General features: G+C 42.4%; 19 protein-coding genes. All 19 read right to left on the bottom strand.

Annotation, left to right across the window (positions count from 1 at the left end; genetic code table 11):
• Nucleotides 1-522 precede the first annotated feature (522 nt).
• Nucleotides 523-3,870, bottom strand: a complete 3,348-nt coding sequence (locus tag BLP57_RS01885) for a DEAD/DEAH box helicase family protein (protein ID WP_092068952.1) — start codon at nucleotides 3,868-3,870, stop codon at nucleotides 523-525.
• A 126-nt stretch (nucleotides 3,871-3,996) separates the two neighbouring features.
• Entirely contained in the window at nucleotides 3,997-4,458 is a 462-nt protein-coding gene (locus tag BLP57_RS01880) for a hypothetical protein (RefSeq protein ID WP_092068949.1), read from the bottom strand.
• Nucleotides 4,459-4,917 (bottom strand): DUF3990 domain-containing protein, encoded by a 459-nt coding sequence (locus tag BLP57_RS01875; RefSeq protein WP_092068946.1) that lies wholly within the window; start codon nucleotides 4,915-4,917, stop codon nucleotides 4,459-4,461.
• A 16-nt stretch (nucleotides 4,918-4,933) separates the two neighbouring features.
• Nucleotides 4,934-6,118, bottom strand: a complete 1,185-nt coding sequence (locus BLP57_RS01870) for a restriction endonuclease subunit S (RefSeq protein ID WP_092068943.1) — start codon at nucleotides 6,116-6,118, stop codon at nucleotides 4,934-4,936.
• A gap of 48 nt (nucleotides 6,119-6,166) precedes the next feature.
• Nucleotides 6,167-7,669 (bottom strand): class I SAM-dependent DNA methyltransferase, encoded by a 1,503-nt coding sequence (locus tag BLP57_RS01865; RefSeq protein ID WP_092068940.1) that lies wholly within the window; start codon nucleotides 7,667-7,669, stop codon nucleotides 6,167-6,169.
• A 14-nt stretch (nucleotides 7,670-7,683) separates the two neighbouring features.
• Nucleotides 7,684-8,739 (bottom strand): Fic family protein, encoded by a 1,056-nt coding sequence (locus BLP57_RS01860; protein WP_092068936.1) that lies wholly within the window; start codon nucleotides 8,737-8,739, stop codon nucleotides 7,684-7,686.
• A 250-nt stretch (nucleotides 8,740-8,989) separates the two neighbouring features.
• Nucleotides 8,990-9,553 carry a Fe-S-containing hydro-lyase gene (locus tag BLP57_RS01855; protein ID WP_022426051.1) on the bottom strand — a complete coding sequence of 188 codons (564 nt, stop codon included), beginning with the start codon at nucleotides 9,551-9,553 and terminating at the stop codon, nucleotides 8,990-8,992.
• A 1-nt stretch (nucleotide 9,554) separates the two neighbouring features.
• Nucleotides 9,555-10,397, bottom strand: a complete 843-nt coding sequence (locus BLP57_RS01850; protein WP_092068932.1) for a fumarate hydratase — start codon at nucleotides 10,395-10,397, stop codon at nucleotides 9,555-9,557.
• A gap of 50 nt (nucleotides 10,398-10,447) precedes the next feature.
• A complete protein-coding gene (locus BLP57_RS01845; RefSeq protein ID WP_022426050.1) occupies nucleotides 10,448-12,058 on the bottom strand; it encodes an FAD-dependent oxidoreductase in 1,611 nt (536 codons plus the stop codon).
• 13 nt (nucleotides 12,059-12,071) lie between these two features.
• Nucleotides 12,072-12,749 carry a 2Fe-2S iron-sulfur cluster-binding protein gene (locus BLP57_RS01840; RefSeq protein WP_021652990.1) on the bottom strand — a complete coding sequence of 226 codons (678 nt, stop codon included), beginning with the start codon at nucleotides 12,747-12,749 and terminating at the stop codon, nucleotides 12,072-12,074.
• Nucleotides 12,750-12,778: 29 nt separating this feature from the next.
• Nucleotides 12,779-13,633 carry an FAD/NAD(P)-binding protein gene (locus BLP57_RS01835; protein ID WP_092068929.1) on the bottom strand — a complete coding sequence of 285 codons (855 nt, stop codon included), beginning with the start codon at nucleotides 13,631-13,633 and terminating at the stop codon, nucleotides 12,779-12,781.
• Entirely contained in the window at nucleotides 13,626-14,663 is a 1,038-nt protein-coding gene (locus BLP57_RS01830; RefSeq protein ID WP_059085576.1) for a 4Fe-4S dicluster domain-containing protein, read from the bottom strand. Before BLP57_RS01830 ends, BLP57_RS01835 begins: the two co-directional genes overlap by 8 nt.
• Before the next feature lie 3 nt (nucleotides 14,664-14,666).
• A complete protein-coding gene (locus BLP57_RS01825; RefSeq protein ID WP_015524687.1) occupies nucleotides 14,667-15,641 on the bottom strand; it encodes a 4Fe-4S dicluster domain-containing protein in 975 nt (324 codons plus the stop codon).
• The gene (locus BLP57_RS01820) at nucleotides 15,629-16,072 is read right to left on the bottom strand and encodes a hydrogenase iron-sulfur subunit (protein ID WP_015524686.1); all 444 of its coding nucleotides are present in this window, start codon (nucleotides 16,070-16,072) and stop codon (nucleotides 15,629-15,631) included. The genes BLP57_RS01825 and BLP57_RS01820 overlap by 13 nt, the downstream gene beginning before the upstream one ends.
• On the bottom strand, nucleotides 16,063-18,051 hold the full coding sequence (locus tag BLP57_RS01815; protein ID WP_059085575.1) for a CoB--CoM heterodisulfide reductase iron-sulfur subunit A family protein: 1,989 nt from the start codon (nucleotides 18,049-18,051) through the stop codon (nucleotides 16,063-16,065). The genes BLP57_RS01820 and BLP57_RS01815 overlap by 10 nt, the downstream gene beginning before the upstream one ends.
• 4 nt (nucleotides 18,052-18,055) lie before the next feature.
• A complete protein-coding gene (locus BLP57_RS01810; RefSeq protein ID WP_015524685.1) occupies nucleotides 18,056-18,445 on the bottom strand; it encodes a 4Fe-4S dicluster domain-containing protein in 390 nt (129 codons plus the stop codon).
• Nucleotides 18,442-19,236: a CoB--CoM heterodisulfide reductase iron-sulfur subunit B family protein gene (locus BLP57_RS01805; protein ID WP_021978211.1), complete on the bottom strand. Its 795-nt coding sequence runs from the start codon at nucleotides 19,234-19,236 to the stop codon at nucleotides 18,442-18,444. The genes BLP57_RS01810 and BLP57_RS01805 overlap by 4 nt, the downstream gene beginning before the upstream one ends.
• 374 nt (nucleotides 19,237-19,610) lie before the next feature.
• Nucleotides 19,611-21,050: a L,D-transpeptidase family protein gene (locus BLP57_RS01800; RefSeq protein ID WP_092068923.1), complete on the bottom strand. Its 1,440-nt coding sequence runs from the start codon at nucleotides 21,048-21,050 to the stop codon at nucleotides 19,611-19,613.
• 215 nt (nucleotides 21,051-21,265) lie between these two features.
• On the bottom strand, nucleotides 21,266-22,510 hold the full coding sequence (locus BLP57_RS01795) for a 3-isopropylmalate dehydratase large subunit (RefSeq protein WP_092068920.1): 1,245 nt from the start codon (nucleotides 22,508-22,510) through the stop codon (nucleotides 21,266-21,268).
• Nucleotides 22,511-22,524 lie beyond the last annotated feature (14 nt).

Below are 22,524 nucleotides of genomic sequence, written 5' to 3'. Positions count from 1 at the left end.
GTTTCGCACAAAACACGCACACCAAAAACAGACATGTTAAAGCATGTCTATGTGCTGTTTGATTTTCGATTGTGTTTCCTTGGGATTTGAGTATAAAGCGAAATGAATTTATACATGATCGCCTTACTGTAAGATTCTCAGAATGAGAAGAATGAAAAAGATATCTATTATAATCCTGCTACAATTATAATGTAATAATATCGTACAGATTCTGATGGCACCGATACATCCTGTCAAATATATCCTTCTGATATACAGACATAATATTCTCACAGATATTCTGTACACTTAAAACAGAATGGAACAGCCTCATCCCTCTCTGTTTTTTCCATCTTTCACTCCGAGAGCTACAACTTCGCCCATGAGAATCACAACTGTCCATTCTGTTCACCTGCCTTTTTTTCTTAAAATATCTTATCAACCCGGCCATTATAACGTTCCCGGCCGGGTTTTGTCAACCGGATTTATGGTTAAATTTATTGTAAATCCGGGTAAATTTTTATGCTTCACAGAGGAGGATGTTTATGCAGCAGCATTTGCGTTGATCGTATCAATGACTTTTTTTATTCCAAGCCAAACACCCATATCTGTAAAGATTTCCGAAATGCTCCCACGATCCGTAAACGGAGATTCCAGCAAAACAGAAAGATCCTTCATCATTCCATTATGAACAATATACTCAATGATCTGATTTACAAAATAAATCTGCCTGCTGTCCAGATTTACATCCTCAAGATACTTTGAAAAAGCTTCCTTTGCTGCATTCATATCAAGACCTACCATTTCTCTGACAAATTCTCCCAACGGCTTTCTGCCAAATTCTGCTTCATAATCCTCTTTTGTACCAAGCTCTCTCCAGAGAATTTTTTCCAGTTCATCTACATCTTTTTCTGTAAGTGGCTGATTCTTTTTCAGCTTTGATATCACATAATTATCCTGATGCTGTCGGACATAATATTCTACTCGTACCTTATAATTTTCCAGATCATTGTTTTCCAATTCTGCTTCTTTCCATTCCGTTGAAAGAATTTCGTCTGTAAAATTGGTCATATATTTATTCCTGCTCTTATCCGGAATATACTTCATAAGATCTCTCAGATTTTTCCTGATATTTTCAAATTCATCAATTCCTGCATTTTCCACATAATCTGTATGCAAAATCTGATTGATCAGCTCTGTCTGTGCCTGAATCTCCGGTATATTTGCCACTCCGGCAATTCCGGAAACCTTTTTTAAAAGATCTTTTCGCGCACTTGTATATTTCTTTCCAACCAGAGATGCAAGTTCTATTCCATACATAAGTGCATCAAAACGTACTGCTGTTACTTCATCACTTTCAGGCAAAATCAAGGGTGCAACCTCTTCCCGTACAAGTAAAGTATCTTCATAAGTAAGCATCTGATAGTTCGACTCTTCTGAATATAATTCTACATATTTCAAATGTTGGCGAACTGTAAAACTATCTCTTGGGAGCTCTTTTACTTTTTCAGTCATGTGCTTTACAAGCGCAGTCCTGTACGCAGTTAATTTATCTTTCTGATATTTAATATCCTGAAGCTTGTACGAAATCTCAAACTGAAGATTAAAAACTGCACTTTGCAACGCCATCAGATTTGCGCTTGCTTTTCCTTTATTCATTCGGAAAAACTCAAAATTTCCACAAAAATCAAAAATGTAAAACTTTTTCTTATCTTCCCCATCCAACAATCCCGGGCATAGTCTTGTTCCTCGTCCGATCATCTGCCAGAATTTTGCTTTACTCATAACTTTCTTAAAGAATACAAGATTAAGAACTTCAGGTACATCAATTCCCGTATCTAACATATCTACAGAAATTGCGATCTGCGGTAGTTTTTTCGGATCTGAAAACTCATCAATTGCACTCTGTGCATATTTCATTCTGTTATCGATCACCATAGCATAATTCTTTAAATGCGGATATTCCTTATTAAAAATCTCAAGGATCTTTTCCGCATGATCATGATTTTTCGCAAAAATAATTGTTTTTCCAATCTTCTGTCCGTATTCAATTTTAATTCCATCTCTCATCAGGACATGAAGAATTTTTTTAATGGTATCTTCGTTAAAAATCCAGGTATTCAATGCAGCCGAATTTATCGCTTCCGGAATCTTTCCATTTTCGTCTTCAAAAGTATTTTCATAGATTTCTTTATCTGCTTCTGAAAGTTCATCATATACAATTCCCTGATCAATAAATTTCACCCTGGATTCCACCGAAAGATAATCAACCAGATATCCATCCTTAACCGCCTGCGCCAGATCATAACCATAAGTAGGATCTCCATTTGCCAGTTCAAATACTTCATATGTATTTTTGTCAATCTCATCTTTTGGTGTTGCAGTAAGTCCTACAAGCAGTGCATCAAAATATGTAAAAATATCTTTATATTTATTATAAATGGATCTGTGCGCTTCATCACAAATGATCAGATCAAAATGACCACTGGTAAAAACTTTTCCTTCTTTATCATTTATCGTATCAATACAGTTTATCATGGTCTGATATGTGGAGAAAACACATCGCGACATATAATTATTCTTTTCTTCAACCAGATTTGTACAGGAAAAATCCTGCATCCAGTTTACAAAACTTCTTTTCGCCTGTGTTACCAGTGAATTTCTGTCCGCCAGAAAAAGTATATTCTTTACCCAGCCCGCATCAACCAGTACCTTGCACAGAGCCATTACTGTTCTGGTTTTTCCGGAACCTGTGGCCATAACAAGCAGGGCTTTTCTCCGATTCTTTTCATCAAAGCTCTGGCATACTGCTTTTATCGCGGCTTCCTGATAATAGCGGTCTGCTATCTTTTTATCTACAGAAATATTTTGCAGGCTTGTACGCATACTCAAAAGGTTAAACCATTTCTCCAGATCCCGTTTGGAATAAATAACTGAACATTTTCTTTCCGGATATTGTCCGTCTATGATCCGGGTTTCAAAACCATTGGTAAGGAAAATTACCGGACGTCGTTCATATTTCTTTTCCAGCAGATCTGCGTAAAGTTTCGCCTGCTGCCTGCCCTCAGCAATATCCTTGCAGGTACGTTTTGCTTCTATAATTGCCAGAGGTTTATTCATATCATCATAGAGAACATAATCAATACGTCCAATCCCTGATTTATTCGGCATTCCTGTCACAGTCATCTCATTTAACCAGTCTTTTCCCTGTGTCCATCCTGCATCAATGAGCATGGAATCTATGTAAAGTTTTCTGGTTTCATATTCAGACAGATCCAGAGGTTTCGGAACATATGTCTGCTGCTGTTTCTCGTGGCGTGCGGACAGTTCTTCCCTGAGAAAAGTATTTTCTGCCATCAATTTTTGTAGATCCAGTTCCTGCTGGGCAGTTTTTTCCTGTTCTTTCAGAAGTGTTTCCTTTGTTTTTCTGGCTGTTTCCCTGGATGCCTTTGCCTTCTCAATTCTGCCATCAATAATTGACTTGTCAAATGGATGCTCCTGATACTGTTCTCCATAACAGTATGCAACGTAATCTAAAAAAATCGACAGATTTTCAAGACAGAGCATCGCTGCATCTCTGCCAGGTTTTTTATTGCTATGTGCCACACTATTTCCACATCTGCGGATATAATCCATCCGTTTCCAAAGATCCGGACCCACTAACTGTCTGAATTCCTCTGTATTCATCAAAGTGTGAAGGTTATCCTGGTACGGAATCTGCAAACTATTCTCCACAGAATACAACCATTTCACAGCAAATTCCATAGCCCGCCGGCTGTTAAGAATACTCGCATCCGGATCTGCCAATATGATCATCTCCGCAGATATGGCAACATTCGCAAATGCAGAGAATTTTGATTCATTTTTTAAGTAATCAAAGTTTGTTACCATTGTGAAATCTCCCTCTTTAGCGTTTTATTTTATAATTGTACTTATCAACTACAGTTATCAAGGAATCCTTGATAACTGACTTTTATTTTTGTCTCAAGATATGCCAACATCTTTCAACCATTTTGTTTATAGCATTCTGTTTTCCCGATACGATTCAAATATATATGACGGATTTTCGTAATATACACTGCTGTTGTAGTCATCAATCTTTGCACCGATAAAGGAATTGTATACTTTTATTAAAGCATCTATGATTCCGATATTTTCGTCTGTAGCAACCATTTTTATCAGCCGCTTATATACCTTTCCAATATCCCAATGTGATGGAATGCTGTATTTACAATCACCCACATTGTCAAATTTTCCCTCTTGTATTCCTGCTTCTTCGATAAAATCATCGCTGACTCTGTCAATGTTATCACAATGGTAGACATCTGCCAGGTCATAAATTTTATCAATCCTCTGCTTTCCAAGCTTATTTACAACATCTGCCCGTGTATTCTTTGTTTTCCGTGCAATGTAATCAATCAGGCTACATGTGTAAAATAAATCATTATCTTTTTTGCTTTCACGTCCTTCTCCTGCCATTTATCGCACCTCACAATCTCTATACTTCAGGCATTTCAATGATTCTTTGGAACAAAATGCTATCTGATGAGTTGGATACTTGAACTTTGCCAGAACCCAGAACTGTTCTCTGGTAATCGTACCGTCCATGTAATCAGAAACAAAATTATAAATCTGATCGTCTGCCATTGCACTGATTACAATATCATATTCATGGTCTTTCCCACTCCGACATGCAATTATAAAATCCAACCATTCTTCTGTCATATCTTTGAATTCTTTTATTTTCAGATTCGATTTTAAACGCACATCATAGACAGATACAACCTTCGTATCATACCTCCTGGCCCATCTTTGAGCCTGTTCTTTTATAATCGTACAATAAAAACCAGTTCCAAAATCTTTTGTATTACGACCTTTTCTGATTTCCGGTTTCTCTACAGCCTGATATCCACCATGGTACACCGTCATTATCGCCATTCAGCTTCTCCCCTTTCTAGCCAAAGTATTGTTGCATCAGACTATCGAATAACTTTTGTGTTTCATTCAGTGCTTTTTGTACTTTAACTTTTGATTTGTTGACTTGATCTGCAAAAGCAACATATTCATCAACCATATCTGATGGTGGGCAAATAATCGGAAAATCTTCAATATGCTCTTTGTTAAGCTGACGCTTATCAATTCCACCAACACACACTCTTCTAATCAAATCGCGATATTCTGGTGAAACAAGTATTCTAAGCACAAACTTGTTATTAACTTCCGGCTTTAATCTAATGAAATATACATGTCCATTAACATTGGCCATATCATCTTCTCCCATATATAAAGCGGCCCTTCCAAGAGAACTATTTTCAGTATTTATACGCCCTGTCTTGGTCATAAGAATGTCTCCATGTTTAAGGCTACTTCTTTTCATACTTTCATGGGTTTTAGCATCAATATAAGCTATATCATCCATTTCCAAACGGTCTTTCCACACGTTCTGACTTCTAAAAAACGTAATTCCATCTTCAACATAATTCTCTGATCCACCCTTTGGTGTATTTCCACTATTTATCTGAACAGACATATCTTTCAACTTCTTTACTGGCCAATTCATTGGATTTACAACTGCGTCTCCAAACATCTCGATAAATCGGGCTTTGATAAGGTCATCTAAAGCAGATATTTCTTTATTCCTTTGCTGAATAATCTGTGTAAGTTTATCCAAAACATCGACAATTTCACACTGTCTATCAATATCAGTTTCAATATTTACAGTAAACTCTCCAAACTGACTCTTATTTATTATCGGAACAACAGGAGCATTTGCTACGGCAACAAGTCTTGGCTTATTGAACAACAAATTATATGCCAAATATTTGGGTTGTACCCTATCATTTGGAATAATTGCATTTATCTGCTGATTAAATGCATATTCTCCATCTGAAGCAATTCCAATTTTCCCAATACTACCAATACAAGTAATAAAGATTGAGTTTTTACCAACAACTCTTGCCTTTTTTCTTGCATTTTCAGATATATATTCATTTGAATCCACAATCTCGTTAATGCCATCATCTGCAATAATATCTGGCTTTATAAAGCAAATATCTTCTGAACTCCAAAACGCTTCAGTCTTTTTACTTGGTGTATTACCTGTGATAATTTCACCAAGTTCTTTCATCATTACTTCCATCTACATCATCCCTACAAACCCGAATTTTCGAATCTGCTATCCTTTCTTCTATAATCCCAACAACCGTTCCAGTTCATCCATTTCTTTTCCAATCTCCAGCTCCAACTCCCGGATATTGGCCATGATTTCTGATGTTGGCGGATATTCCACCGGAGTGTATTCGATTTCTTTGTATTTATTAATGCTGAGATCATAATCATTCTCTACAATATCTTTTTTCGGTACCATAAATGACTGGTCTGTTCGCTTCCGGTCCGCTTCTTTATCAAGATTTTTGAAACGCTCTATAATATCCGGAATGTCATTCTCTGTGACCGGAGTACGTTTATCGTCCAAACTGAATCCGTCTGCTTTCATATCGTAGAACCATACCTGATCAGTTCCGCCGTGTTCTGTTTTTGTAAAAATAAGGATTGCTGTGGATACTCCTGCATAGGGTTTGAATACACCGGAAGGCATGGATATTACAGCTTCCAGTCTCTGATTTTCAACAATTTCTTTTCGGATGGATTTATGTGCCCGTGATGATCCAAAAAGTACACCATCTGGTACAATACAAGCGCATCTACCTCCAATTTTCATAATCCTCAAAAATAAAGCAAGGAATAAAAGTTCTGTTTTCTTTGTCTTACAAACCTTAAGAAGATCTCCGGAAACGGACTCTGCATCCAGGCTTCCTTTAAAAGGTGGGTTTGCCAGCACAAGAGAATACTGATCTTTATCTGCATTCTGATCAGATAAGCTATCCCGATATTCAATATAAGGATTTTCTATTCCGTGAGTCATCATATTCATGACTCCAATACGAAGCATGGTGCGGTCCATATCGTATCCATGGAACATATGATTCATGTAATGATCTTTTTTCTGTTTATCATAAAAAATTTCTTCTTTTCTTTTTTCTTTCAGATATTCTCCTGCTGCAACCAGAAATCCGGAGGTTCCACATGCCGGATCACAGATAATCTCATCACTGGACGGATCCATCATCTCAACCATCATCCGGATAATATGTCTTGGTGTACGAAACTGTCCATTTCGTCCGGACTGGGCTATTTTTGAAAGAAGATATTCATATACATCTCCTCTGACATCTGCTGTCTGGATTTCATTCATAAGTTTGTAAATTTCATCCAGAGAATCCACCACTTTGGATAAAAGGAGTGGTGTCGGAAGCTTAAATATCGCATCGTCCATATATTTGGAATATGCACTGTTTTTATCATTATGAAGATTTTTTATAAACGGAAATACCCATTCCTGCATGATCATATACATTCTGTCTGCCGGAAAATCATGGAATACGGACCATTTCAGCTGACTTCCGTCAATTGTCCTCTCACCTATTTTTACTTCTCCGGAAAAAATACTCTGAAATGGCAAGCCAAGCATTGCACTTTCTCTTGCACGCATATTATCGGAATCATCCAGATCATGAATAAACATCAGGTATGTAATCTGTTCGATTACTTCCAGTGGATTGACAAGTCCTCCTGCCGCAAATATATCCCATAAACCATCTATTTTGTTTTTTAATTCACCAGTGATCATTTTTTATCTCCCATCTATCGCTCATTATTCCAGGTATATTTCGTATACCTTCCGCCGCCGATTTTTAAAATTTTTTCTGTTGTCAGTAATTCTGCCAGTGTTCTCTGTATCGTTACCACACTAATATCCGGACACTTTTCTGCGATTTCCTTTTTTGTAATTGTTCCCAGAGTGTTTTTTATAATCTCTTCTATTCGCTCCGGTTTTGATATATTCTGCGTTATCAGCAATTTTATTCTTGAAGAAAACTCTCTGTATGCTCCTACGATAACGCCAAGCATATATTTTACAAATGGTACATAATCATTCTTATTCTCATACCAGTTCTCAGAACTTTCCCCTAAACATTCATAGTATAATTCCTTTGAATTTTCTATCATTCTCTCGATACTGATATATTTTCCCACAATATAGCCGGATCTGTACAAAAGTAACAGTGTAAGTAAACGGCTCATTCTTCCATTGCCGTCATTAAACGGATGTATGCATAGGAAATCCAGAATAAACATCGGAATCAAAAGAAGTGGATCTATTTCTCCTGTTGCCATTGCCTCTTCAAATGCTCTGCATAGTTCTTCCATTGCTTCCGGTGTTTCCCATGCCGGTACTGGTTTAAACCGTATTTTTTTTATTCCCTGAGAATCTTCTTCCTCAATGACATTATCTGCAGTTTTATATTTCCCTCCAATATTGTAACTTTCAAATTTATACAAATCTCTGTGAAGCTGTAAAATAATCGCAGACTTTGGTGGGATATGGTCATGGCTTTCATGAATTGTATTCAATACATCTCTGTATCCGGCAATTTCCTGTTCATTTCTTGTCCTTGGTCTTGTTTTGTCTTTTACCAATTCCCGCAATCTGATGTCTGATGTATAAATACCTTCTATTTTGTTGGAACTTTCCGTACTTTGAATCTTGGCGATTTCAACTAATTGTGTAAGAGTATCTGCTTTGGCCTCAATAAAAAGAGTTTGTTCTCCTTTAAATTCATGTATCTGTGTCAGGTAAGATACAATTTCAGGAGTCAACAGATTTTTCCACTTTTCCCGATAATCAAACTGTCTCATATATTTTTCATCACCTTCTTTATCACTCTTTTTGGATTTTATTTACTTCAAGTATATAAATCAATCTTATCATTGTCAACTTTAATTTGATCATTTTCGCAAGAATGATTAAATTAAAAGCGAAATGATAAAATTAAAAAGCCCAACAATAAATGCTTCTGCACGGATTTTCAGCATTTACTGTCGGACTTTTATCCTTTTTTTATTCCTTTTTGAAATATATCACAATATCACATTTTGGGGCAAAAGATTATTCTGCGTGGTCTTTCAGGTACTCTGCACGCCCCTCTTCGTAGAGGTTATTTCCCTCGCTGTCAATGATGACTACAAGCGGCATGTCTTCCACATAAAGCTTGCGGAGTGCTTCTGCTCCGAGGTCTTCGTAAGCGATAAGCTCTGCTTTTTTGATGCATTTTGCAAGAAGTGCACCTGCACCGCCGATGGCTCCGAAATATACGCCGTCATATTTTTTCATTGCATCTACGACTTCCGGAAGGCGGGCACCTTTTCCGATCATTCCTCTGGCGCCTACGGACATCATGGTCGGTGCATAGGCATCCATACGGCCGCTGGTTGTAGGGCCTGCGGAGCCGATGACTTCGCCTGGTTTTGCCGGAGTCGGACCTACATAGTAAATGGTAGCATCTGTAGGGTCAAAAGGAATCTTTTCTCCTTTTGCAAGGGCCTCGCACATTCTCTTGTGACCTGCATCACGGGATGTATAGATGGTTCCTGTCAGTAAAACCTGGTCGCCTGCATGGAGAGTTCTTGCCAGCTCTCTTGTCAGAGGCAGTGTGATCTTTCTTCTTTCCATATTAAAGCACCTCCGTTTTATGACGTGTTACATGGCAGTTGATATTAACTGCACATGGCATACCTGCGATATGAGTAGGCATAGTCTCAATGTTCAGACCGATAGCTGTGGTCTTTCCGCCAAAGCCCTGAGGTCCGATACCAAGCTTGTTGATCTTCTCCAGCATCTCTTTCTCAAGATCTGCATAGTAAGGATCCGGGTTCTCTGTATTCAGAGGACGCATCAGCGCTTTCTTTGCAAGAAGTGCACATTTGTCAAAAGTTCCTCCGATACCAACACCAACTACCATAGGAGGACATGGGTTCGGACCTGCAGTTTCTACAACCTCAAGAATGAAATCCTTGATTCCCTGAAGGCCTGCAGATGGCTTGAACATACGGATCTGGCTCATATTCTCGCTTCCGAAGCCTTTTGGTCCTACAGTTACTTTCACCTGATCTCCAGGAACGATCTCTGTATAGATCATAGCCGGTGTATTGTCACCTGTGTTTCCACGGCGTACCGGATCCTTGACAACGGATTTTCTCAGGTAACCTTTATCGTATCCGCGGCGTACACCTTCATTAATGGCATCATTTAAATCTCCGCCTGTAAAGTGGACATCCTGACCAATTTCAAGGAATACGCATGCCATTCCGGTATCCTGACAGATCGGAACATTCTCACTGTCCGCAATATCAAAATTCTCGATAATGTTATCAAGGACACCTTTTGCGATCTCGCCGTCCTCGCAGGCACGGCAGGTTTTGATAGCATCCTTCACATCTTCCGGGAGATGTTCATTGGCTTCGATACAGAGTTTTTCGATAACCTCTGTAAGTCTGCTTACTTCGATTTCTCTCATAATAGACTCCTTTCGCTTATCTCATATGTTTTTATTATCATAACATATTGTTAACGTTCGTGGCGGGCATATTTCGGCAGAAGCATAGGAGATACATCTCCTGTATCAACTCCTGCATTTTTCAGTTCCTCTTCATATTTTCTGATATGATCCAGATTCATGGTGCCAAGCTCTACCTCTTTGCATTTGGCAGCTGCTTTTTTACCTGCATTTCGTCCGAATACAATTACATCAAGAAGAGAGTTGCCCATCAGTCGGTTTCTTCCGTGGATTCCGCCTGCTGCCTCTCCTGCAACCAAAAGGTTCGGGATTTCTTTTGTAAAGCCGTCTCCGTTGATCTCAAGTCCGCCGTTCTGATAATGAAGGGTCGGGTAGATCACGATCGGGACTTTTCTCATATCAATGCCGTAATTCATGTACATACGGAACATGGCAGGGATCCTCTTTTCGATAGTTCCCTCACCGCCCAGAATCTCGATCATCGGAGTATCCAGCCATACACCTTTTCGTCCACCTGGAACTTCCACGCCACGGCCTTCCTCACACTCGCGGATAACACCGGAAGCATTTACGTCACGGGTTTCCAGCGGATGAATATAAGCTTCTCCGTTTGCATTTACAAGCTGTGCACCAACGGAACGAACCTTCTCTGTTACCAGGGCACCAAGGATCTGTGACGGATAGATCGCACCTGTTGGATGATACTGGATAGAATCCTGGTAAAGAAGGGAAGCGCCTGCTCTGTATCCAAGCACGAGTCCGTCAGCAGTTGCTCCGTAGTGATTGGAGGTCGGGAATCCCTGATAATGCATTCTTCCTGCACCACCGGTTGCAATTACAACTGTTTTTGCTCTTGCAACGGAATAGTCTCCGGTTTCCATGTTGAGAAGAACTGCACCAGCAGTCTGACCTTTTTCATCCTTCAGAAGTTCTACAGCGGAGGTAAATTCCACTACCGGGATCTTAAGATTTAAGACCTCATCACGGATAGTACGCATGATCTCTGATCCGGAATAATCCTTTGCAGCATGCATTCTCTTTCTGGAGGTACCGCCGCCATGTGTAGTGACCATGGTTCCGTCTTCTGCTTTATCAAACTCAACACCAAGGTCGTTGAGCCATTTGATCGCATCCGGTGCTTCCATTACCAGTCTTTTTACAAGCTCCGGTTTTGCTGCAAAATGTCCGCCTCCAAAGCAGTCCAGATAATGCTGTACCGGGGAATCATTTTCTTTATCTGCTGCCTGAATCCCGCCTTCTGCCATCATGGTGTTGGCATCACCGATACGGAGCTTTGTAACGATCATAACGTTGGCACCTGCGTTGTGGGCCTCGATGGCACAGGAAGAGCCTGCTCCGCCACCGCCGATGATCAGTACATCTACATCATAATCGATTTTTGTAAGATCGATTTTTTCGTTGAGCAGACGGCTTTCTGAATGGAGCATTTTTGTCAGTTCCAGTGGTGCTTTCTGTCCCTTGTTCGGTCCTACCTTGATCTCTGCAAATGCATCCGGGTTATAGTCCGGATGGAATTTTTTGAGAAGAGCATCTTTCTCATCTGCACTCAGACGTCTTGGCTCTGTTGCCATACGCTCCGCTCTTGTAGCCTCTACCTTTTTGATGGATTCCATCATATTTTCTGGATATGGTGCATACATGTTTTACGCCCTCCTACTTCTCGATTTCTCTGCTGTTGTAAAGTTCCTGCATCTCTGTGATCGGCTTCTGCATGATCTTCTCGATCATATCGTCAAATTTGCCCTCGTGGATCTCTTCCACACGTTTCTCCAGATGCTCGCTTTTCGGCGCAATATATTTTCCGGTGAGACGTCTTGCCAGAAGGCCTACCATCGGATGGGAAATTCCTGCCGGACATCTTACGGAACAGCAGCCGCAGCTTACACAGTCAAAGGATTCCTCTGCACATTTTTCAAGTTCGCCTCTCTGAGCATATGCAATATACTGCATGACATTTAAGTCCTGTGTACAGGCCTTTGTGCAGGCATTGCATCCGATGCAGCTGTAGATCTCCGGATAAAGCTCCATCATTACCTGCTGGTTCGGCTTAAGATCTTCTATATTATAAAGTCTCTTGTCTGTAGGGAAGAACGGGATACTTGCCACATACATTCCCTCCTGCACCTGTGTCTGACAGGCGAGACAGGTTTTCAGCTCATTCTGTCCCTTGATCCTGTAGATGGTCGCACAGGCACCGCAGAATCCGTGTCTGCAGCCGCATCCTCTTTTTAATGTATAACCGGCATATTCCATAGCTGTCATAATGGTCAGATCACCGGGAACGCTGTATTTTTTACCGAAAAAATATACGTTTACCATATTATTTTCCATTTGAGATTACCAGTCCTTTCTTTTGCTTATCAGTACTCACTAGGCAATTCATCTATTTCATCGCACCGGAATACCGGGCCGTCTTTGCAGACGTATTTGTCTCCGATGTTGCAGCGGCCGCATTTTCCGACACCGCATTTCATACGAAGCTCCAGTGTGGTATATACCTGATCTCTGGAGAATCCCAGCTCTTCCAGTCCTGCCAGAACGAATTTGATCATGATCGGCGGGCCGCAGACCAGAGCGGTCTTATTGGTATCAAAACCAATCTCCTTCAGATAATTCGGAACAAATCCTACATGACCGTCCCAGCCTTCCTGCTCGCGGTCAATGGTAAGATATACATTTACACCTTCTGTTTTCATCCATACTTCCTGGATTTCCTTAAGCTGCACCAGATCATCTGCGGAACGGGAACCATAGAGAATATCTACTGTTCCGTAATCCTCACGGTTATCCAGCACATAATTGATCACGGAACGAAGAGGTGCCAGACCGATTCCACCTGCGATGAACAGGAGATTTTTTCCCTTTAACTTATCTTCCACCGGAAAATGATTTCCGTATGGACCCCTAACCGCGATCTCATCTCCAACCTGAAGGCTATGGAGATAGTCGGTAAGGGATCCGCATTTTTTGATACTGAATTCCTGATAATCCTTTACAGTCGGAGAAGAAGTAATGGAAAACATACCTTCACTGACGCCTGGTGCACAGACCATGGCACACTGTCCTGGCATATGCTCGAAAAGCTTTCCACCCTCCGGAGCTTCCACACGGAAGGTTTTTACATCCGGTGTCTCCTGACGGATATCTGTGATCACGCCAACCTTGGGGATCAGCGTATCCAGTGTATAATTTTTATGACAGGTACATTCACTCATTCTTTTCACCTCCCTGTTTTTCAAAGGCCTTGATGACTTTTACGATATTTAAAGATTCCGGACATTTCTCCACGCAGCGGCCGCAGCCAACACAGGAGAACATGCCGTCATTATTTAACGGATAATAAACAAGCTTATGCATAAATCTCTGACGGAATCTCTGCATCTGGCTGGTACGGTTGTTTCCGTGAGCCATCATGGTAAAATCAGAGTACATGCAGGAATCCCAGCAGCGGTAACGGTGAACACCGTGCCCTGTGTCGTAATCCTTAATGTCATAGCACTGACAGGTCGGACATACAAAGGTACAGGTTCCGCAGGCAAGACAAGGCTTGTACAGTTTCTCCCATACAGGAGAATTGAAACGGTCCATGTATTCTTCCTGCGCCCATCCTTCCAGTGAAAGATGTGTATATGGAAGAAGCTCGATAATACCACGGATTGCCTTCTTCTCCTCTTCTACCTTTGTCTCATCAGCATCTGCCAAAAGCTCCTTCACAGCTTCTGTCAGAGCATTTCCTTTTTCTGTGAGAGGCTTCCAGAAAAGTTCTCCCTCGATGATCCAGGCTGCAACATCTGCTTCCGGATCTGCAGCATCAATGCCAAATACTTTACAGAAGCAGCTTTCCTCCGGTTCATGACAGGCAAGAGCTACGATAGTTCCATGTTCTCTTCTTGCCTGGTAAAAAGTATCCACCGGATCCCCAAGAAACACCTTGTCGAGGACCTTCACGCCCTGTACATCACAGGCTCTCATTCCGAATACGACAAAATTCTGGTCTTTCAGCGCCTGAGGCTCAATGCTGATATTTTTTCCGTCCTTTTTACAGGTATAGAGATTTTCACTCTGCGGAAAGAAAGCATCCTTCGGTGATTTCACGGTTTTCAGTGTTTCAAGGGAAACTTCTGCATCCTCGCTCCATGCCTTGAAGTTCACCTGTTCACTTACCTTTACCGGTAAATATAATTCCTGGTCTGCGGCAATTTTCCGGAATAATGCCGGCAGATTTTCTACTGCGATCTTATACATACATTATCCCCTTTCTGCCACGATCCCTGGCTCTACATCCTCAAAGGTAAAGCTGGTAAGCGGACCCTTTGACTCCGCATCCTCGCCTGCCTGATACTCACCGTAAAACGCATCAATATCCTTGATAAACTTACGGTTAAACAGATGAAGGGGAATTCCCTGCGGGCAGACTCTGCTGCACTCGCCACAGTCCGTACATCTTCCGGCTACATGGAAGGCACGGATCACATGGAACATCTTTTCCTCAAAGGAATCCACATTTGCCTTCTGGGCGCTGTCGAACTTGTTGCTGTCAAAAACGCATTTGCGGCAGCTGCAGGCCGGACATACATTACGGCAGGCATTACAGCGGATACATTTACTCAGCTCGCTCTGCCAGAATGCAAATTTTTCTTCCGGACTCATTGCCTCGATCCGCTCAACTTCTGCGAAACGGTCAGCGTCCTTTGTCTCCTTTGACTCACCGATCAGTTCATCGTAAATTTTATGCTCTTTTCCTTTACATACATGGCAGCGTTCCAGCATGGCATCTTTGTATGCACAGGTTTTTTCTCCGTAAACAGTATCCACAGTCAATGTCTCTGCATCTCCGGTAATCTCTGCTCCGGAAATTCCCCGGATACCCTTGATCCCCATTTTGCGGATCTTTTCAATATCCAGCTTTCCTTTACAGCCAACACCTACGATATAGGCTTTTTCTCTGTCTACACGATGCTCTTTCAAAAGCTGGTTAAAGCTATATGTATCGCAGGGCTTCAGACAGACCATGGTTTTTCCTTCCAGCTTGGAAGCTTCGATCATATACTTGCTTAAATTGGCACCGCAGAATCCATCATAAACAAAATCCTCCAGAGATTCCGGTGTTTCAAAATAGGCTGGTTCCGGATTAAAGGCAAGATCTCCGGCTTTCCACCCAAGAACCCGGACTACCGTGCCATCTGCAAGCAGTTCTTTTGCACGTTTTATCAGCTCCTGCATCTTATATCCTCCAATCTCACGTTTTTACCAAGTGAATGGATCTTCTCAACAAACTCATTCATAGTCTGTGAAAATTTCACGCCTTCTGCGGCAGATACCCATTCCACACGTGTTCTTCCGTTTTCCACCCCAATATAATCCAGCATTGAAAACAGAAGTGTCATACGTCTTCTTGCATAATAGTTTCCGGTACTGTAATGGCAATCTCCCGGATGGCATCCGCACATGATCACACCATCGGCTCCTTTTTCAAAGGCACGGAGGATGAACATGGGATTGACACGGCAGGAACATGGAACACGGATGATCTTTACATCCGCCGGATAGCTCAAACGGCTGCTTCCGGCAAGGTCTGCTCCGGCGTAGCTGCACCAGTTACAGCAGAATGCCACGATCTTTGGTCTGAATTCTTCCTTTGTTTCTATCGACATATTGCATCCACCTCCGCGATAATCTGTCTGTTGGAGAAGCCCTGAAGGTCCATGGCTCCTGACGGGCAGGCTACTGTGCAGGCACCGCAGCCCTGGCAAAGTGCTGTATTGACAACCGCAACTCTTCTTGTCTCACGGATACCGTGATCGTTGACCTGTTTCTCCTCATAGGAAATCGCTCCGTAAGGACATACATTTGCACAGGTAGAGCATCCGTTACAGAGAAGCTCGTCGGATTTTGCCGTACATGGATTGGTTGTCAGCTTGTCCTTTGCAAGAAGTCCTATGGCCTTAACAGCCGCAGCTCCTGCCTGGGCAACTGTCTCCGGTATATCCTTTGGTCCCTGGCATACACCGGAAAGGAAAATTCCTGCTGTCGGTGATTCTACAGGACGAAGCTTTGCATGGGCTTCTGTAAGGAAATTGTTGGTGTCAATACTTGCAGTAAGCATAGTAGCAATCTTACGTACATCCGGATTCGGTTCAATGGCTGTTGCAAGAACTACCATATCTGCTTTCTTGAAGATCTGCTTATTATCAAGAAGGTCCGAGCCCTGAACAAGAAGTGTTCCATCCGGCTGCGGAATTACTTTTCCTACCTGACCTTTGATGTAGTTTACGTTATACTGCTCAACTGCTCTTCTGTAAAACTCATCGAAGTTTTTACCAGGTGTACGGACATCAATATAAAATACCGTCACATTGGTATCCGGATATTTATCACGGATCAGCATGGCATGCTTAGCTGTGTACATACAGCAGATCTTGGAACAGTATGGCTTTCCACGGTCATCGGAGCAACGGCTTCCAACACACTGGATAAATACGATCTCCTTCGGTGCTTTTCCATCGGAAAGGCGCTCAAGATGTCCTTTTGTAGGTCCTGCAGCATTCATGATACGCTCCAGCTCCAGAGATGTGATCACATCCTTGCTCTGGCTGTATGCGTATTCATCATATTTGTCAAGCTTGATGGTATCAAATCCGGTTGCCACCACGATTGCTCCGTATTTCTGTGTTACGATCTCATCCTGCTGATCGTAATCAATGGCTCCTGCCTGACATACTTTGGAGCAGACACCACATTTGCCTGTCTTAAATTTCAGGCAATGCTCTCTATCGATCACAGGAACATTTGGAATCGCCTGTGCAAACGGAGTATAAATAGCTGACCGGTTGTTCAGCCCTCTGTTGAACTCATTTGGAATCTTTTTGGAAGGACATTTTTCCTGGCAGACTCCACAGCCTGTACATTTGTCCATGTTGACACTTCGCGCTTTTTTGCGGATATCAACAGTAAAATCTCCTACAAAACCTGCAACTTTTTCTACTTCACTGTATGTATAGATATTGATCTTTTCGTGAGCTGCAGCCTCCACCATTTTTGGAGTAAGGATACATGCGGAGCAATCCAGAGTAGGGAAGGTTTTGTCAAGCTGTGACATTCTTCCGCCGATACTTGGTGTTTTTTCCACAATATCAACTTCATAGCCTGCATCGGCAATATCAAGAGCCGTCTGGATTCCGGCGATACCGCCTCCGATGATCAGGGCTCTCTTTGTAACCTGGCTTTCTCCCGGCTGAAGAGGAGCATTTAAATTGACTTTTGCTACTGCTGCTCTTGCAAGGATCACGGCCTTCTCCGTAGCCTCCTGCATATCCTTGTGGATCCAGGAACAGTGCTCACGGATATTTGCGATCTCCACCATATATGGATTCAGGCCGGCCTTTTCCGCTGCCTTACGGAAAGTTGCCTCATGCATACGCGGAGAACAGGAACAGACAACCACTCCTGTGAGATTTTTTTCACGGATGGCTTCCTGGATCCTGGACTGTCCTGCTTCGGAACACATATACTGATAATCTTCTGCATGGACAACTCCTGGCTCTTTTGCAATGATCTCCACAACCTTTTTCACGTCTACCGTAGCGGCAATATTACTTCCGCAATGACAGACAAATACACCGATTCTCTGCACTTTCTCACCTCCTGTATCTTCTGAACGCACTTACAAGCAGCTGCTGAGGAAGCTCCGGATCAAGAAGCTCCGGAATTTCATTTGGTGAAAGATAGTCTCCGCCTTTTTCCCGAACAACCAGCTGTCTTGCCCCGTCAATGATCTTTCCGGGTTTTACGTCTCGCGGACAGCGCTCCACACAGGCAAAACAGGAAAGACATTTCCACAGGGATGCTGAATTTACAAGTGCTTCGATATTTTCATTGATCACGTAGGACACAAACTGATGAGGCTTGATATCCATCTCGTCAAAGGATGGGCAGGTAGCAGAGCATTTGCCACACTTCATACATTTCAGAGGATTGGTCCCGCTGATCTCCTTTATTTTTTCCGCAGCAGAATGGTTATCTCTCATTTTGCCACCTCCTCTTTGACGCCAAGGGCTTCTGCCAGAAGCTCTGTAAAATAGTAAACCGGCATTTTATTTCCGGAATTTTTATTCAGATTGTATTTGCAAAGCGGACAGGCAGTGATCAGCATATCTGCGCCAAAGCCTGCTGCGCTTTCTTCAATCTTTTCACACATATTCTGTGACATTTCTTTTTCTTTCAGGGATATATATCCTCCACAGCATTCATTTCTGTAAGGATAGATCACAGGCTCAGCGCCAAGGGCACGGATAAAATCCTCCATGATCCTTGGATTTTCCGGATCATCAAATGCCATGATCTTTCCAGGTCTCAGAAGCAGACATCCGTAATAGGCTCCGATCTTCTTTCCGGTAAAAGGATTTACTACTTTTTCTTTCAGTTTATCAAAACCGACTCTGTCCCGGAGAACTTCCAGATAATGGAGAACGGTTGTCTCTCCTTCATAGGGAGCTTCCAGCTGCATATAATTGTTGGCTCTGGTCCGGATATCTTCCACATTTTTCATATCATCATTGACACGCTTGATCACATGATGACAGGCTGAACAGATCGTCACCAGATCCTGGCCTTTTTCTTTTGCCTGGTTTAACGCACGGACGGAAGAAAGCTTTGTGGCGATCTCGTCTGTGCCAAGCGGATAAACACCACCACAACACTGCCAGTCCTCGATCTCCTCAAGCTCAAACCCAAGGGCTGCGGCACTGGCTCTGGCATACTCATCCAGATCTTTGGCCTTTGTTCTCAGGGTGCAACCCGGATAATAACTGTACTTCATACCTTTCATTATCCTTTCTTAGTCTAAAATCTGACGTTTATAGTAGATATTCTTGTTCATATATTGTCTTTTTTTTAACGATACATGAATAAAAAAATGAAATCTCAACTAACACTTATTTGAGTTTTTTATCAATTTGCACCCAAATAAAAGAGAAAAACACTCTTCCTCCGCAATTAAGAAGTGTATTAGCTCGATTTCCGAAATCATCATATCACGTTATTTCTGTTTCGACAAGGCTTTTTCGATATTTTTTTGTGTTTTTTTTAACGTACTTTTGAAAAGCCTTATCATTTACGATCCTGCTTCCATGATAATTTTCATTTTCGGGCATAAAAAAAGCTCCGGATCTCTCCGAAGCTTTTTTGCTCCTATCAGTAAATAATGATCGGATAACCTGCATCAATGGTGTTATAGATCAGTGCTGCCTGATCCTTAGGCAGATTGATGCAGCCGTGGCTTCCGTTGGTTTTATAACGGTTCCCGCCAAAGGATGACTGCCAGGACGCATCATGAAGTCCCTGTCCGTAGACAAAAGGCATCCAGTAATTAACCTTTACATCGTAACCATATTCATTGCTGGTAAGGTTAAAGGGACTCGCCTTGTAGGCGATCGGCCATGCACCACGATATGTTTCACGCCCCTTCACCGGCTTACCGCTGACAATATCTGTTTCCGTCACAAGGCATCCGTCCTTGTACAGCCACAAATGCTGTGCATCCAGACTGACCTCTATGTAACTGCCTGCCAGATCGTCTGTTCCGTTTCTCTGGTATCCTTTTTTGCTGTAAACAGGCTCTCTTGTTACAGCAGTACCACTTTTCAGGTCTTCCAGAAGCTGCGCATATTCTCCGTCCTGATCGATCCGGTATCCGTACTCATTTCCCTCAATGGTCACATCCGTTCCCGCAGATGTATGAAAGGTGCGGGGAACATAAATGGTATTGTATTTGTTGGCAAGCTCACTGATGTAGGCTTTAATGGCTTCTTCATCTAAAGTCAGCGTCTCCCCCTCAGCCTTCAGCCAGGATGTGATCGTATCGGAATCCAGAACAGCCGTTTCACTTCCGAATGTATAAGTTACTGTACTGCTGCGGTATTTCTTCAGCTGGCTGTTCAGGTCTGTAATCTTATTTTTCATATCCTCTGTTACAGTGACCGTCGGGCTTACATACACATGCTTGTTGATCGGTACTGTGATGGTATCCCCAAGCAGAGCCGTATCAAATGCTGCGTTCAGATTTGTGTCCACGGTAGTCTCCAGCTTATCCGGATCGATCTCCGTCCCCTGTACCTGTTTCACAAGGGTGAATTCTTTTTTCTCCTTATCGTACTGAATGGCTGCATCAACAGAAGCTTTTCTTTCTTCCGTACCGAAATTTGAAAGATCGAGAGCCTGCTTTTCCTGCTCCTCATCTTCCTCGATCTGACATTCCGGTTCTATATTTTCTTCCTTTGGAAAAAGCTTCCGGCTCTCTTCCCGCTGTTTCTGAATTTCTGTAAGCTTACTCAGAAGGGCTTCTTCATTGAGACTGTAGCCCAGCTCTTTCAAAGTAGTACTGTAAACTTCCTGATCATTTTCCTGAAAGGATACCGGACGATCTGCAAATTCCGCAGTGATCTTTTCTTCTGCCTGCTTTGCATCCAGTCCGGAAACATCCACTCCCCATATGGAAATCTTCCGTCCCAGCGTATTGTGATCTGCCAAGTATGTATAGACAAATAACCCTGCCACTGCCAGGATCGTTACGCCAATGCAGATCCCAAGTATGATCTTCAGTGTCTTTTTACTGATGGTTGATCTTTTCTCCATACCCTTATCCCTCGAGTCTTATGTAATATATGTTATGTTGTCACACTGGTTGTTATTATAATACAATAAATCCCATTTTCTGTAAAAATGACTTATCCCGGATCCTTCTGATCCGGTAAAAAAAGACAGACTGACGCCTCTGCGAAAATCTGTCTTTCTCATACGTTTCTTTATCTGTTTCTGGCAACAGTATTTCTCTCAGAATCTTCTGCTTCTTATTCCGGCATTACGATCTTGCCTGCAACGGCACAGGCTGCTGCTGTTTTCGGAGATGCCAGATAGATCTGAACCTTGGAAGTTCCCATACGTCCCAGGAAATTACGATTGTTGGTTGCCACGACCTTTTCACCGTCTGTCAGGATTCCGCCGGTCCTTCCGCAGCAAAGTCCGCAACCCGGATGTGTAATGATAGCCCCTGCTTCCGCAAGAGTATCCAGAATGCCAAGCTCAATAGCCTGACGGTAAATTTTGCGGCTGGCAGGAGTCACGATCAGCTTTACAAAGTCTGCAACCTTTTTGCCCTTCAGCACCTCTGCTGCCGCCATAAGATCCTCCAGACGTCCGTTGGTACAGGAACCGATGAATACCTGGTCGATGGTCTCACCCTGAAGCTCACTGACATCACGGATCTTGTCCACCTGAGACGGACATGCCATTACCGGCACAAAATCCTCTGCTTTATAACTTATGGTCTTCATGTAGACAGCATCCTCATCTCCCACAAGACTCTTCTGATAATCATCAAGCTCTACGTTACAGTAAGCAGCTGTCTTCTCATCCGGTGTGAAAAGTGCACATTTCGCACCGGCCTCAATTGCCATATTCGCCATAGTCATACGGCTTGCCACAGACATATTTTCAATGGTGCTTCCGGAAAATTCCAGAGCACGGTAAGTAGCTCCATCTGCACGAAGATCACCGATCAGGCGGAGGATGATATCCTTGGACATGACATTCTCCGGAAGTTCTCCGTCGATCACAACCTTTATGGTTTCCGGAACCTTGATCCACATGGTTCCTGTTCCCAGGATGCTGGCCATCTCTGTGTAACCGATACCGGAAGAAAACGCACCAACACATCCATAAGTCGTGGTATGGCTGTCTGTGCCAAATACAATATTACCGGGTTTAACATAACCTGCCTCAGTCATAAGCTGATGACAGATACCGTCACTTCTGTGTACGTTTTTCATGCCATATTTAGCTGCAAAAGCATCTCCCACATGGAAATGTCTGGTATCATCCTGCTGACTTGCCGGTACAAGATGGTCATAGATCAGAACAACCTTGTCCGGATCCCACAGTTTCTGAAAGCCCATCTCCTCAAATTTTTCCGCTACAAACGGAATAAAGATATCATGGATCATCACTCTGTCCACATTGACCGTCACGATATCACCAGGCTTTACTGCCTTGCCTGTATTATGTCTGATAATTTTTTCAATGATCGTCTCGCCCATTATTTCTCTCCTCT

Origin of the sequence: Blautia sp. SF-50 (assembly GCF_900101315.1) — a bacterium.
Taxonomy (GTDB): domain Bacteria; phylum Bacillota; class Clostridia; order Lachnospirales; family Lachnospiraceae; genus Blautia_A; species Blautia_A fusiformis.
Note: the sequence above shows the minus strand (reverse complement) of the source record. Positions and strands in the feature narration are given on the sequence as shown.

Coding starts and splice junctions, on each gene's coding strand:
- BLP57_RS01885 (WP_092068952.1), bottom strand. CDS start 3,870: ATGGTAACAAACTTTGATTACTTAAAAAATGAATCAAAATTCTCTGCA.
- BLP57_RS01880 (WP_092068949.1), bottom strand. CDS start 4,458: ATGGCAGGAGAAGGACGTGAAAGCAAAAAAGATAATGATTTATTTTAC.
- BLP57_RS01875 (WP_092068946.1), bottom strand. CDS start 4,917: ATGGCGATAATGACGGTGTACCATGGTGGATATCAGGCTGTAGAGAAA.
- BLP57_RS01870 (WP_092068943.1), bottom strand. CDS start 6,118: ATGGAAGTAATGATGAAAGAACTTGGTGAAATTATCACAGGTAATACA.
- BLP57_RS01865 (WP_092068940.1), bottom strand. CDS start 7,669: ATGATCACTGGTGAATTAAAAAACAAAATAGATGGTTTATGGGATATA.
- BLP57_RS01860 (WP_092068936.1), bottom strand. CDS start 8,739: ATGAGACAGTTTGATTATCGGGAAAAGTGGAAAAATCTGTTGACTCCT.
- BLP57_RS01855 (WP_022426051.1), bottom strand. CDS start 9,553: ATGGAAAGAAGAAAGATCACACTGCCTCTGACAAGAGAGCTGGCAAGA.
- BLP57_RS01850 (WP_092068932.1), bottom strand. CDS start 10,397: ATGAGAGAAATCGAAGTAAGCAGACTTACAGAGGTTATCGAAAAACTC.
- BLP57_RS01845 (WP_022426050.1), bottom strand. CDS start 12,058: ATGTATGCACCATATCCAGAAAATATGATGGAATCCATCAAAAAGGTA.
- BLP57_RS01840 (WP_021652990.1), bottom strand. CDS start 12,749: ATGGAAAATAATATGGTAAACGTATATTTTTTCGGTAAAAAATACAGC.
- BLP57_RS01835 (WP_092068929.1), bottom strand. CDS start 13,633: ATGAGTGAATGTACCTGTCATAAAAATTATACACTGGATACGCTGATC.
- BLP57_RS01830 (WP_059085576.1), bottom strand. CDS start 14,663: ATGTATAAGATCGCAGTAGAAAATCTGCCGGCATTATTCCGGAAAATT.
- BLP57_RS01825 (WP_015524687.1), bottom strand. CDS start 15,641: ATGCAGGAGCTGATAAAACGTGCAAAAGAACTGCTTGCAGATGGCACG.
- BLP57_RS01820 (WP_015524686.1), bottom strand. CDS start 16,072: ATGTCGATAGAAACAAAGGAAGAATTCAGACCAAAGATCGTGGCATTC.
- BLP57_RS01810 (WP_015524685.1), bottom strand. CDS start 18,445: ATGAGAGATAACCATTCTGCTGCGGAAAAAATAAAGGAGATCAGCGGG.
- BLP57_RS01805 (WP_021978211.1), bottom strand. CDS start 19,236: ATGAAGTACAGTTATTATCCGGGTTGCACCCTGAGAACAAAGGCCAAA.
- BLP57_RS01800 (WP_092068923.1), bottom strand. CDS start 21,050: ATGGAGAAAAGATCAACCATCAGTAAAAAGACACTGAAGATCATACTT.
- BLP57_RS01795 (WP_092068920.1), bottom strand. CDS start 22,510: ATGGGCGAGACGATCATTGAAAAAATTATCAGACATAATACAGGCAAG.